The organism is Pectobacterium cacticida, assembly GCF_036885195.1.
GTDB lineage: Bacteria > Pseudomonadota > Gammaproteobacteria > Enterobacterales > Enterobacteriaceae > Pectobacterium > Pectobacterium cacticida.
The window spans coordinates 2,196,806-2,209,751 of the sequence record NZ_CP133656.1 but is presented as its reverse complement, the minus strand read 5'-3'; the positions used below and the strand labels follow the sequence as shown (position 1 = coordinate 2,209,751).

Below are 12,946 nucleotides of genomic sequence, written 5' to 3'. Positions count from 1 at the left end.
CGCTGAATCGCTGAATCGCTGAATCGCTGAATCGCTGAATCTCGCCATCCGTCTGGCGATGCGTCGCTTTGTTATAGAGTTTGGTGGTTGCCTGAACGCTCACCTTTGATACGGTGGCAATTAGGCACAATTATTTATAGGGTCGCTGAATATTCAATGCCGCCTAGTCTGCAAATGAGCATGGCAACCATTTGGTGTTCTTCCAGTGGACCAGATACTGTCACATCTATACTATAAACATCTTCAGATATATATGAATTATCTTTATTGAACCTAATATCTGGTTTGGCCGTGCCAAGTCTATCCATTTGGAACTCTTTCCATCGCGGTATTCGATAACTAACCAGATCGCTTCTTACATTTTCAATAGCTTCTTCATAGGTGATTTCATCGCATGTCGGCCCCGAATGCCAACGATAATATCCGTAACCTAAGTCGGCAGCAGCAACCGCCAAAATACATAAGGCTGTTTTTAATTTCCATCCCATTGTCTTACCTTATGAAGATATATCAGCAGTAAATTATATGTTCACACACGAAAGTCAAGTCTGTGACGATGAGTAGGGCACTAAGGCAAAGTACGGTGGGAAAAGGTTGCTGGCCGATTATGCCGCTGCATACTCAGCAACGGGGATCCGAAGCCAAATACTAGGCTGTGTCCCTTAACTTAACAACCGTTTCAAAAATAATCTGATCGCCCCAGCTTTACCCTGCTCAGGTAGTTTCTGGCTGTTTTTTCCGAGCGTGTCGCAATACGACGATTTTCTTTCAATATCGCAAAGCAATGCTCCACGACATTGTGTTTTTATACAAGCTCTAGGCGTAGGCCAGTTGGAAAACACGTTTACGTGACTGATACCGATCGCCTTGTGAAGTACTACGGCTATTGGCGATAAATTTTATCTGAATGGCATCGGGGACAATAGCCGCTAACCGACCGGGGTGCTGTTCTGGCTGATAACATCGACTTTCTCTTTGTTGCCAGCAAAATTACTAATGCCTATTAACCACTCATAGCATTATCTTATGACTCTGCTGATTTGATTGAAACCTGTGCGTAATTTGATTCAGATCACGATTCTACTCTATGCATTTTGCTTTTATGAAAGCGTATTGGGGAAAGAGAACCAATAAAATTAATTTCATTAAGCATACGCATGACGGCGTGTCGCGGGGGATGTATGTCTGTAATTCGCACGTGTTTAAGTCTTTTTGGTGGTGATACGGTCATTGTTCGGTGCGCAAATAGTTTTGAAGTGCAAATGAGCAATAGTGGACAGGAAGCGTTGCCTGAAGAGAATCGCGTGTCATTGGATTCTATTTACTGCCATGCTGAAAATGAGGTGTATTTAACCGTTCCTTATACGGGAGTTTGGAACGTGGTAATACGAGCGAAAAATGAAACACCAGAACATTCAATAAGTTATTTCCCAGCTTGATAATTCCCAGTTGGCAATATTCTTAATATATTCACGATGGTTTTTATGCTCTCGTGATGTTCATAGAATATGCCAACTCCTTTCTTTTTTCTTCCTTCATTCAGCATGACGAACGTACTCCGCTTTAATTTAAATGCCTCTATATCAATATAGCGGGTCACTCTATTGTTATTATGTATTTTTCAAAAAGAGGATAGGGTTCGGATCTTTTGCCATACTTAACACTATGCACTAAGCATCGTGATTCGCGGTTTGAGCGATCGAGCCTGGTGCTTATCGCGATTTTTGCTGCAACAATTTGGTTTTATGGCTATTTTTTGAACTGGATATTTAATACGGTTGGAGGGGGAACCCATGAATCGAGCCCTAATAGGCAAAGATGAAGATGGGCGTCTTGCTGCGCTAAGTGAGTATGGCATTAAGAATGCGTTATACGATCCGAGTCTGAATAATCTGATTAGCCTGGCTGCGAACATATTTAGCGTCCCCATCGTTTTGGTGTCGTTAGTAGAGGCCGAACGTCAACTATTTGCCGCTAGCGTTGGCGTTTCTTTTTTTGAAACCCCGCGCGATATCGCTTTTTGTGCACATACGATCCTGCAAAAAGAGATCATGGTAGTACTTGATGCTCGTAAAGATGCGCGTTTTAAAAATAACCCCTTGGTGGTGGGGGCGCCTAACATCCGTTTTTATGCGGGGGGGTTATTAACAACATCCTCCGGGCATGCTATTGGCACATTATGCATTATCGATTTAAAGCCTAGGGCAGCATTCACCAAACGAGATGAGCGCAATTTACTGGACCTGGCCTCGTTAGTGATGGATAAGCTAGAAATACGGCGTCTTGATCTAGCGCGTAAGGCCAGTCAGGTGCGGTTCGAAAATATTGCCAATACCTCCCCTGATACTATTCTGTGTGTCAATGATAAGGGTCTGATTACCTTTTGGAACACCGCCGCGGAGCATATGTTGGAATACTCTGGAGAGGAAATTATCGGCCGCAGTATTAATACCCTCTTACCGGATGCCTTTATTGTTCAACTTAACCACCTAATTGCCGATCGTGACTCGCTCATGAAAGGGGTCACGTTGGAATTGAATGTACTGGCTAAAAACGGTAATCAGATGCCAGTTGAATTATCGGTTTCCATGTGGGAAGACAGCGGAAATATTAGCTATGGGGCAATATTACGGGATATTACAGAACGGAAGCGCAACGAAGAACGTCTTTTTTTGCTGGCGCATATGGATCCGTTAACCGGGTTGGCAAACCGAACGTTGCTAACCTCCCATTTGGAAATGGCGCTAAAGAGTAAACCGGCCGTTTGTATTATGATGATCGACCTGGACGGTTTTAAGGATGTGAATGATAGCCTGGGGCATGCTAGCGGGGATGAGATACTTGTGTCCGTCGCTGAAAAAATCAAGGGGGCGGTTCGATCAGATGATATCGTGGCTCGAATAGGGGGAGATGAGTTTGCGCTATTGTTTCCCGGGTTAAGTGATAAACGGGTGGCTGGAAAAATTGCCGAGAAAATTATTCATGAAATCTCACAGGCAATGATAATTAACGATCATCAGATTAATATTAGCGCTAGTATTGGCGTGGTGCTATATCCGCAATATGGGCCGACTGTACAGGATCTTTTGACCAGCGCGGATTTAGCGCTATATCAGGCAAAATCTCAGGGGCGAAATTGCTACCGTTTTTTTACGCGAGAAATGCTCGACGTCTTTAAGGCTAAACATGCATTCCAGCTCGAATTTGTGCGCGCCTATGAACAACATGAATTTGAGATGTTCTATCAGCCACAGGTAAAACTGGCTACACATGAGATCGTTGGAGCGGAAGCGCTACTGCGTTGGCGTCATCCGAAACGGGGGCTGCTAAGCCCGTCAACTTTCCTTAGCGCATTGGAAAATGGCCCGTGGGCGGAGCGAGTAGGTGATTGGATCGTTGAAACCGCTTGTCAGCAGGCAGCGCAGTGGTGTCAGTTGAGCAACGGCTATTTTCGCATCAGTATTAATCTTTTCAGTGCCCAGTTTCGTACCGGCATGTTAGCGGAAAAAATTATGACGACGCTTGCGCGCACCGGGTTGCAGCCAAGTTCGCTTGAGTTGGAGATTACGGAAAATATTATCCTGCGCTATGATGAAAATATGCTTGAACCATTAAAGGCTTTGCGTGACGCAGGAATTGGCATTGCTTTCGATGACTACGGCACTGGGTATGCATCGCTCAGTATGCTTAAAAATTATCCGGTAACCCGACTGAAGATTGATCAGAGCTTCGTGAGAAACATGTGTGAATCGCCATCGGACGCCGCGATAGTTCGAGCGATCCTATATCTTGGGAAGAGTTTTGGGCTGAATATCATTGCTGAAGGGGTAGAAACCATCGAGCAGAGCGAACGGCTACTGAGCAAAGGGTGTGAGGAGGCACAGGGATACCTGTTTGGGCATCCAATGTCTGCAGAAGCGTTTTCTCGGCTGTTAACGACGAGAAAATGTCTAAGCGTGTAAGTCTGTGCAATCTACGATAATCGAAATTCTACGCTTTCCAACGGGGAGCGTTTATATTCTGCACAACTCATCCTCTGAGTAAGCTAATTAGTGGAATCTCGATCACATTTTTTCTATAGTGCGGGTTTGTAATTCAGTACCGGATATCTCGTGCACGACATATTTGAAATGCTCCTTGCGGTCTTTGATCGCGCAGCCCTGATGTTGATCTGTCTGTTCTTTCTCACGAGGATGCGCCCGTTTCGCCAGTTGCTGCAAAAAGAGCAGCATTCGCCGAGAGAGCGTGCAACGGTAACGGCGATTTTTTCGCTGTTTGCATTGTTTGGTACCTATTCCGGCATAAATGTTGAAGGGTCGCTGGTAAACGTGCGTGTTATCGCCGTGATGTCCGGCGGTATTCTTTTCGGACCTTGGGTCGGAATCGCAACCGGCATTATTGCAGGAGTACACCGTTACGTAATTGATATGGATGGCATCACCTCCGTACCGTGTTTGATTACCAGTATTATCGCTGGCATCATTTCTGGCTATATCAATAAAAAAGTGAAAAAAGAACAGCAGTGGAGCATCGGGATTTTGGGGGGAATGCTGTGCGAGTCATTGACTATGTTGCTGGTGGTGGTTTGGGCGACACCGATAGCGTTAGGTTTGGATATCGTCTCTAAAATAGCCGTTCCGATGATTTTAGGCTCCATCTGTATTGGATTGATTGTATTGCTGGTACAGGGGGTTGCGAATGAAAAGGAAACGATTGCCGCTAGGCAGGCCAAACTGGCGTTGGATATAGCACACAAAACCTTGCCATATTTCCGTAATATTAATAGCGATTCACTAACAGCCATTTGCCAGATTATTCGTACTGAGATTAATGCTGATGCGGTAGCAATCACCAATACACAGCACATTCAGGCCTATGTGGGACTGGGGAGTGATAAGTATAATATCGGTCACGATATTATCAGTCCGATGACGCAACAGGCAATTCATGATGGAAAAATCATTATTAAAAATAATGATGAACAGCATCTCACGCCAGAAATTCATTCGATGATTGTTATTCCACTGTGGGAACATGGGCAGGTAACCGGTACGCTGAAAATTTATTATCGCCATGCACATAAAATTACCTATTCATTGCGTGTGATGGCCGTCGGTCTATCGCAAATTATGTCAACGCAAATTGAAGTATCTCGCACAGAACAATTGCGCGATATGGCAAACAAGGCAGAACTGAGAGCGCTGCAAAGTAAAATCAATCCGCACTTTCTTTTTAATGCACTGAATGCGATCTCTTCATCCATCCGTATAAACCCCGATACCGCGCGCCAGTTGGTGATTAACCTGTCGCGTTATTTACGTTATAACCTTGAGCTCAATGACGATGCGCTGATCGATATAAAGAAAGAGCTGTATCAAATTCAAGATTATATCGCGATTGAGAAGGCTAGATTTGGGGACAAATTGACGGTAATTTACGATATCGATGATGATATCGTTTATAAAATACCGAGCTTATTGATTCAACCGCTGGTTGAAAATGCGATAGTGCATGGCATTCAGCCGTGTAAAGGCAAGGGAACAGTGGTATTGTCGGTTAAGGATCAGGGCGATAGGCTATTGGTCGCGGTCAAGGATACGGGACATGGTATCAGTCAGGAAACGATGGATCGCGTGGCGCGCAATGAAGTACCGGGAAATAAAATAGGTTTGCTGAACGTACACCACAGAGTGCGTTTGCGCTATGGCGAAGGATTGCATATTCGGCGGTTAGAGCCTGGAACTGAAATTTATTTTTATATCCCACGGGAAGAGAGGACGCCGTCGGCTCTACCGGACACCATTAAGGTCCTTCATACGGTGTCTTCTACCACCGAAAATAGAGAGCTGTCATGAAAGCTATTATTGTTGAAGATGAGTTCCTTGCGCAACAGGAATTGAGTTACCTTATTCGTCAGCATAGTAAAATTACGATTGAAGCGGTATTTGATGACGGGTTAGATGTTCTGAAATATTTGCAAAATAATGAGGTCGATGCGATTTTTCTGGATATTAATATCCCCTCATTAGATGGCGTTTTGCTGGCACAAAACATTAGCAAGTTTGCGCATAAACCCTACATGATTTTTATCACAGCATACAAAGAACATGCGGTCGAGGCCTTTGAGGTTGAAGCCTTTGATTACATTCTTAAGCCATACCATGAATCACGTATCATCACTATGTTGCATAAGTTAGAGGCAGCATGGCTACAGCAGAAGAATGCCTCTGTGGCTGAAATAGGCGCACATGCCGGTGTCCCCAGGAGCGCGCAGCAAACGATAAATTTAATGAAAGATGAGCGGATTATCGTCACGGATATTAATAATATTTATTACGCTGCGGCGCAGGAGAAAGTCACGCTGGTGTACACGCGACGAGAGGAATTTATTATGCCGATGAATATTACAGAATTTTGTAACCGATTGCCTGAAGACTACTTCTTCCGCTGTCATCGCTCATACTGTGTTAATTTGACGAAAATTCGTGAAATTGTGCCGTGGTTTAACAACACTTATATTCTGCGATTAAACGATCTGGATTTCGAAGTCCCGGTAAGCCGAAGCAAAATAAAGGCATTTAGGTCATTGATGCGCCTTTAAAGGCGTTTCATTCCCCGTTTCAGGCATCTCATTCCCCATTCGATCATCCCCGCTCAGCCCCCTTGTATACTGGCGTCAGACCATAGTTGAGCGTGTTTTGACGGGTTTTTGTCACTCCACTTCAGCTTGTATTTTTAGCGCGCCGAGTGAATCGGGCCAATTTCGATGTAAGGGGAAAACCCATGACTACAAGATCTGTAAATCGGGGATGGATTGTCCTTGGCACTATTATCACCCAGATGGGGCTGGGTACAATCTACACTTGGAGTTTATTTAACCAGCCATTGGTAGATAAATTTGGTTGGACGCTGAGCTCTGTCGCGACAACCTTTTCCATCACCAGTTTCTGTCTGGCATTTGCCACACTGTTTGCCGGAAAATTTCAGGAGCGGATAGGCCTACGTCGGTTGACTATTATTGCCGGGATCGCGCTGGGGACGGGGCTGATAGCAAGTTCAGTCAGCCCGTCTTTGGCGTTGATCTATCTGCTGATGGGCGGTGTCGTGGGATTTGCCGACGGCACGGCTTACATAACCACGCTGTCTAATTTGATTAAATGGTTTCCTAATCGCAAAGGGCTGATTGCCGGGATTTCCGTTGGCGCATTTGGTACGGGAAGCCTGTTATTTAAATATGTTAACAGCTTTCTAATTGCGGAAGTCGGCGTTTCAGCCGCCTTTTTCTACTGGGGAATCATTGTGATGGCAATGATTTTGATTGGCGGTTCATTGCTTAAAGAACCTGCTGTCAGTGGGGTTCAGCAGACGATGTCTCAGGGGCAGTCACGAGATTTCTCTTTGGCCGAAATGCTGGCAACCAAAGAGTCGTATTTATTGTTTATTATCTTTTTTACCGCTTGCATGAGCGGGCTGTATTTAATTGGTATTGTGAAAGATATTGGTGTGCAAATGGCTGGCATGGATATAACGACGGCAGCCAACGCTGTCTCTGCAATTGCCATTTTTAATACCGTTGGCCGCATTATCCTTGGGGCGCTCTCCGATAATGTTGGGCGTATGCGGGTGGTCAGTTTTACGCTGTTTGTGACGATTCTCGCTGTTTCAGTGATGTCTTTCTTACCGTTAAATCCAATCCTTTTCTTTATTTGTGTTAGTGCGATAGCTTTTTGCTTTGGCGGTAATATTACTGTATTCCCAGCGATTGTCGGCGATTTTTTTTGGCCTGAAAAATCACAGCAAAAACTATGGCGTCATTTATCAGGGATTTGGCATCGGTGCGCTATCTGGTTCATTTATTGCCGCGCAGCTAGGCGGCTTTCAGGCCACATTTATGGCGATCATCGCCATGTCGATTGTTTCGTTGCTGATTACGCTATGGATTAAACCTCCAAAATATCAACCTATTAGTGATTCAATACGTGCTGATATGGTGCATGGACGAAGCTAAACTAAAAACGAACCAATCGTACTGCTAACGTGATTTTACGCCAGGTCATTAATATATGGCCTGGTGTAAAGTATTTGTTTCCCCGTTGACGCTCATCCGCCGCCTACGCTAGCTCGTATTATCGGTTGTCTCCGCAGGGCCAAAAAAAGCGAAAAGGCTGATTTCCCCTTAAAAAGTGTAAAGTTATGTGGTTTTAGTCACTGAAAAGTTAAGAATGCTTGAAAATGCCACGGCAACCCATACGATACGACGTAGATGTTGCAAACCTTATCTTTCTGCAAGAGGAAATTAGACCCTTATGATGCGTATTGCGCTTTTCCTGATCACCAACCTGGCGGTGATGTTGGTTTTTGGGCTAGTACTTAGCCTGACGGGAATTCAGTCCAGCAGTGTCCAGGGCTTAATGATAATGGCTGGGCTGTTTGGCTTTGGCGGTGCGTTTGTTTCGCTGCTGATGTCTAAATGGATGGCGTTACGGTCCGTTGGCGGTGAAGTGATTGAACAACCACGTAACGAAACGGAACGTTGGCTGGTGGAAACCGTTCGTGCGCAGGCACAACAAGTTGGCATCGCGATGCCACAGGTGGCTATCTACCATGCGCCCGACATTAATGCATTTGCAACTGGCGCCCGACGTGATGCTTCACTGGTCGCGGTAAGTACCGGTTTGCTGCAAAATATGAGCCGTGATGAAGCTGAAGCCGTTATTGCACATGAAATTAGCCATATTGCCAATGGCGACATGGTGACTATGACGTTGGTACAGGGTGTTGTGAATACCTTCGTCATCTTTATTTCTCGCCTTATCGCTCAGGTGGTTTCTGGCTTTCTATCAGGCAACCGCGATGAAGCGGAAAGCAGTAACGGGAATCCGCTGGTTTATTTTGCTGTGGCAACCGTATTGGAACTGGTGTTTGGTATTCTTGCCAGCATCATCACCATGTGGTTCTCACGTTATCGTGAATTCCATGCGGATGCAGGGTCAGCCAAGCTCGTAGGGCGTGAGAAAATGATTGCCGCTTTGCAACGTTTGAAGACCAGCTATGAACCGCAGGAAGAGAGTAGCATGATGGCTTTTTGTATTAATGGAAAATCGAAGTCGTTTAGCGAATTGTTTATGTCACACCCACCGTTGGATAAGCGTATTGCTGCGCTGCGTGCTGGCGATTACCTGAAATAATTGCTTAGATTTCTCTTCCCAAAGGCCCATTCGGGCCTTTGATATTTTTACGTCTGTTGATTCGGCCGCTCTGTATTTCTTCTGTTTACCCATTACTCGTTTTCACGATGCCGCAAACAGGTGGTGAAAATAGGTAGAATGTTTTATAAAATAAAACTACGATCACGGAAAAATGAAACATTGTTTCTATAATGCCGGTATAACAGGCGTCTCACGTCAGGTGGGATAGGGTTTCCTGAATAATGTGGCTCCGGGGCAGCTCGTTTTCACATGCTCAGAATATCCGCTTATCGAGGAGTAAGCACGTGCGACGTCAGATTCTTCATGACAAGTTCAAAGGATTTACAGATGGCCAAAGGTAACAAAATCCCCCTAACGTTTCATACCTATCAGGATGCAGCAACCGGAACTGAAGTTGTACGTTTAACCCCGCCCGATGTTATCTGTCATCGCAACTATTTCTACCAAAAATGTTTTTCTAATGATGGTAGTAAGCTGTTGTTTGGCGCAGCGTTTGATGGCCCATGGAACTATTATCTGCTGGATTTGAAGGCGCAAAGCGCCACACAGTTAACAGAGGGCAAAGGTGACAACACGTTCGGTGGATTTTTATCTCCGAATGATGATGCGCTGTATTATGTCAAGAATACCCGCGATTTGATGCGTGTTGACTTGGCCACATTGGAAGAAAAAACGATTTATCAGGTGCCGGACGATTGGGTTGGTTACGGTACCTGGGTGGCGAATTCCGATTGTACTAAAATGGTTGGTATAGAAATCAAGAAAGAAGACTGGAAGCCATTAACTGATTGGAAAAAATTCCAGGAATTCTACTTCACTAACCCATGCTGTCGTCTGATTCGCGTCGATTTAGTTACGGGTGAAGCGACGACGATTCTGCAGGAAAATCAGTGGTTAGGGCACCCCATTTACCGTCCAGGCGACGATAATACTGTCGCTTTCTGCCACGAAGGGCCGCATGATCTGGTGGATGCGCGTATGTGGTTCATCAACGAAGATGGCACGAATATGCGTAAGGTGAAAGAGCATGCAGAAGGTGAAAGTTGTACTCACGAATTCTGGGTACCAGATGGTTCTGCAATGATTTATGTTTCCTACCTCAAAGGTGATAACAATCGCTACATCCGTAGTATCGATCCCGTGACGCTGGAAGATCGCCAATTGCGTGTCATGCCGCCATGTTCCCATCTGATGAGCAATTATGATGGTACGCTGCTGGTTGGTGATGGTTCCGATGCGCCTGTTGATGTACAAGATGACGGTGGTTACAAAATCGAGAATGATCCGTTTCTTTATGTGTTTAACCTGAAAACCGGTAAAGAGCATCGTATTGCACAACACAATACCTCTTGGAAGGTGTTGGAAGGAGATCGTCAGGTGACTCATCCACATCCCTCTTTCACGCCGGATAATAAACAAGTCCTGTTTACCTCTGACGTCGATGGCAAGCCAGCGCTGTATCTGGCCAGGGTGCCTGATTCCGTCTGGAACTAATTAAGCTGGAAATCTGCGCCATATTTTATGGCGCAGGTCATTAACATATTTATTTACACAATATTGTCAGTCACGGTGAAGATTATTCTTCAGACTTCACCTAATTATTGTGTTACTCCATTGCCATAATCAAAGTGTTCCCTTTATACTAAAACCGTTGTTCTATTTTTTTTAAAACAAAAAATCCTGAGTAGGGTAACCACAAAAATGGCTATTGCAGATTTAGATAAACAACCCGATTCCGTGTCGTCCGTTTTAAAGGTCTTTGGCATTTTACAGGCATTAGGTGAAGAGAGAGAAATTGGCATTACTGAACTTTCTCAGCGTGTCATGATGTCTAAGAGTACTGTTTACCGCTTTCTTCAGACGATGAAGTCCTTGGGCTATGTTGCGCAGGAAGGTGAGTCAGAGAAATATTCTTTGACGCTTAAGTTATTTGAACTTGGCGCTAAGGCATTACAGAACGTAGATTTAATTCGCAGTGCGGATATTCAGATGCGCGAGTTGTCTGCGCTAACGCGGGAAACGATCCACCTCGGCGCACTGGATGAAGACAGCATCGTTTATGTTCATAAAATAGACTCGATGTACAACCTGCGTATGTATTCGCGTATTGGCCGCCGCAATCCGTTGCATAGTACCGCGATTGGTAAAGTATTGTTGGCATGGCGCGATCGCAGCGAAGTGGAAGAGATTCTGTCTACGGTTGAGTTCACGCAGAGCACGCCACATACGCTGTGTTCTGCTGACGATCTTCTTAAACAACTTGATGTTGTCCGTGGGCAAGGTTATGGCGAAGATAACGAAGAGCAGGAAGAAGGGTTACGTTGTATCGGCGTCCCGGTGTTTGACCGTTTTGGAGTAGTGATTGCGGGTCTCAGTATTTCTTTTCCAACGATTCGCTTTTCAGAAGAAAACAAACACGAATATGTTGCCATGTTACATACGGCCGCTAGAAATATCTCTGAGCAAATGGGTTACCACGATTACCCATTCTAATCGCGTTAAGGCCTGTCCTTTGATGGGCTTTACTGATAGCGCCAGCCCATGTTTATGCTGGTCTGGCTTGCGCGCTTTTATAGTGCGATTTGTGTCGGTTTCTTTCTCATGCAGTAAATGTGCCCATAACCTTCGATTTTACTCTCCCCATATAACTCGCAGATGCCCCTGATAAGTCGATCGGATTAGGTTGTGGTTTCTGATGTTTCGCCAATCTACTCGTTTAATCTCTTAATTTTTGCCATCGAGACTCATTCATTCGACATTGAAATGGCCGGTACGGGAAGATCCACTATATCCTTCATTCTTTGCGTTAAATATCTGGCGGGTGATTCGCCCACAGCTTTGCGAAACATAGTTATGAAACTACTGGCGCTTTCATAACCGAGTCTAAGGGCTACATTTTTGACACTGCTTCCGTTCATGAGCCATTGCAGTGAAAGTATAATGTGCAATTGACGGCGCCAGTCTCCAAAACTCAGGCCTACTTCATTCATTAGCCGTCGGCTCATGTTTCTTTCACTCATCCCGATACGCTGAGCCCATTCACTTTTGCTTGTTTTATCAGAAGGCATGGATAGTAACGTTGCTGCTAACTGTTGCAAACGGGGATCTTTCGGCAATGGGAAACTCAGTTCTTCTTTGGGCGCGCACACTATTTCATCGATAAGAGTCAGTATTAACCGCTCCTGTGCGCCACCGAGGGTATAAGTTGATGGAAATTGTACGGCTTTCAAGAGTAATTCGCGTAAAAGAGGGGAAACGGAAAGAGTGCAACAATCGGTTGGTAAGTCAGATATGCCTTCTGGTTGAATGTAAAAACAATAACATTTTGCATTACCTACACCGCTCACCGCATGAAGCGTTTTACCGGGGATCCATACCGCACATTGCGGCGGTACAATCCATACGCCATTTTCAGTTTTACAGTGAATAGCCCCCAGAACGGAATACAACAATTGCGCCTTTCTGTGGCGGTGGTTCTGCCCCCATTGCCATTGCGTATACTCACCGGTGTACGGTACAAGTCGTCTGTTAATACTATCTGGATGGACCTCATCGGAAGTACCTTTACGCTCAGACATTGCCGTAACTCACAAGGTGTGTCCTAAATGGAAAGTATTATGGCTAAGTTGCGCAATGCTGTCCACTTTGTACCTCGTTAGAATATAAAACCTTATGGCACTGCTATCGCTACAGCATGGCAACATGTTGGCATGTGTCGCAACAGGCGAAACATCCAT

Annotated in this window: 9 protein-coding genes and 2 pseudogenes; 8 read left to right on the top strand and 3 right to left on the bottom strand. The window is 45.1% G+C overall.

The features are described 5' to 3' along the window. Positions 1–134 precede the first annotated feature (134 nt). Both RFN81_RS10220 and RFN81_RS10215 read right to left on the bottom strand, forming a co-directional pair. Positions 135–488 carry a YebF family protein gene (locus tag RFN81_RS10220; RefSeq protein ID WP_264495743.1) on the bottom strand — a complete coding sequence of 118 codons (354 nt, stop codon included), beginning with the start codon at positions 486–488 and terminating at the stop codon, positions 135–137. 174 nt (positions 489–662) lie between these two features. Then, positions 663–799, bottom strand: a pseudogene (locus RFN81_RS10215) (IS5 family transposase); the annotation flags it as partial. Positions 800–1,181: 382 nt separating this feature from the next. On the opposite strand from RFN81_RS10215, the gene RFN81_RS10210 reads away from it, so the two are divergent. The 8 genes and pseudogenes from RFN81_RS10210 to kdgR all read left to right on the top strand — a co-directional run bounded on the left by RFN81_RS10210 (position 1,182) and on the right by kdgR (position 11,702). Further along, positions 1,182–1,439, top strand: coding sequence for a hypothetical protein (locus tag RFN81_RS10210; protein WP_264495742.1), 258 nt, complete (start codon positions 1,182–1,184; stop codon positions 1,437–1,439). A gap of 354 nt (positions 1,440–1,793) precedes the next feature. Further along, positions 1,794–3,962 carry a sensor domain-containing phosphodiesterase gene (locus RFN81_RS10205; protein ID WP_264495741.1) on the top strand — a complete coding sequence of 723 codons (2,169 nt, stop codon included), beginning with the start codon at positions 1,794–1,796 and terminating at the stop codon, positions 3,960–3,962. 150 nt (positions 3,963–4,112) lie between these two features. Further along, a complete protein-coding gene (locus RFN81_RS10200) occupies positions 4,113–5,855 on the top strand; it encodes a sensor histidine kinase (RefSeq protein WP_264495740.1) in 1,743 nt (580 codons plus the stop codon). Next, complete coding sequence (locus RFN81_RS10195) at positions 5,852–6,601, top strand: LytR/AlgR family response regulator transcription factor (protein WP_264495739.1); 750 nt, start codon at positions 5,852–5,854, stop codon at positions 6,599–6,601. The genes RFN81_RS10200 and RFN81_RS10195 overlap by 4 nt, the downstream gene beginning before the upstream one ends. A 182-nt stretch (positions 6,602–6,783) precedes the next feature. Then, positions 6,784–8,008: pseudogene (locus tag RFN81_RS10190) on the top strand (L-lactate MFS transporter). Positions 8,009–8,306: 298 nt separating this feature from the next. Beyond that, the gene (htpX, locus tag RFN81_RS10185) at positions 8,307–9,188 is read left to right on the top strand and encodes a protease HtpX (RefSeq protein ID WP_264495738.1); all 882 of its coding nucleotides are present in this window, start codon (positions 8,307–8,309) and stop codon (positions 9,186–9,188) included. A gap of 348 nt (positions 9,189–9,536) precedes the next feature. Further along, complete coding sequence (gene ogl / locus RFN81_RS10180) at positions 9,537–10,703, top strand: oligogalacturonate lyase (protein ID WP_264495737.1); 1,167 nt, start codon at positions 9,537–9,539, stop codon at positions 10,701–10,703. Between the two features lie 207 nt (positions 10,704–10,910). Then, the gene (kdgR, locus tag RFN81_RS10175; protein WP_264495736.1) at positions 10,911–11,702 is read left to right on the top strand and encodes a DNA-binding transcriptional regulator KdgR; all 792 of its coding nucleotides are present in this window, start codon (positions 10,911–10,913) and stop codon (positions 11,700–11,702) included. Positions 11,703–11,953: 251 nt separating this feature from the next. Here the strand turns inward: kdgR and RFN81_RS10170 are convergent, their stop codons facing one another. Then, on the bottom strand, positions 11,954–12,787 hold the full coding sequence (locus tag RFN81_RS10170) for an AraC family transcriptional regulator (RefSeq protein WP_264495735.1): 834 nt from the start codon (positions 12,785–12,787) through the stop codon (positions 11,954–11,956). Positions 12,788–12,946 lie beyond the last annotated feature (159 nt).

Bases quoted from the DNA above. Each gene is read 5' to 3' on its own strand.
- ogl (WP_264495737.1), top strand. From the start codon at position 9,537: ATGGCCAAAGGTAACAAAATCCCCCTAACGTTTCATACCTATCAGGAT.
- htpX (WP_264495738.1), top strand. From the start codon at position 8,307: ATGATGCGTATTGCGCTTTTCCTGATCACCAACCTGGCGGTGATGTTG.
- kdgR (WP_264495736.1), top strand. From the start codon at position 10,911: ATGGCTATTGCAGATTTAGATAAACAACCCGATTCCGTGTCGTCCGTT.
- RFN81_RS10210 (WP_264495742.1), top strand. From the start codon at position 1,182: ATGTCTGTAATTCGCACGTGTTTAAGTCTTTTTGGTGGTGATACGGTC.
- RFN81_RS10170 (WP_264495735.1), bottom strand. From the start codon at position 12,787: ATGTCTGAGCGTAAAGGTACTTCCGATGAGGTCCATCCAGATAGTATT.
- RFN81_RS10205 (WP_264495741.1), top strand. From the start codon at position 1,794: ATGAATCGAGCCCTAATAGGCAAAGATGAAGATGGGCGTCTTGCTGCG.
- RFN81_RS10195 (WP_264495739.1), top strand. From the start codon at position 5,852: ATGAAAGCTATTATTGTTGAAGATGAGTTCCTTGCGCAACAGGAATTG.
- RFN81_RS10220 (WP_264495743.1), bottom strand. From the start codon at position 488: ATGGGATGGAAATTAAAAACAGCCTTATGTATTTTGGCGGTTGCTGCT.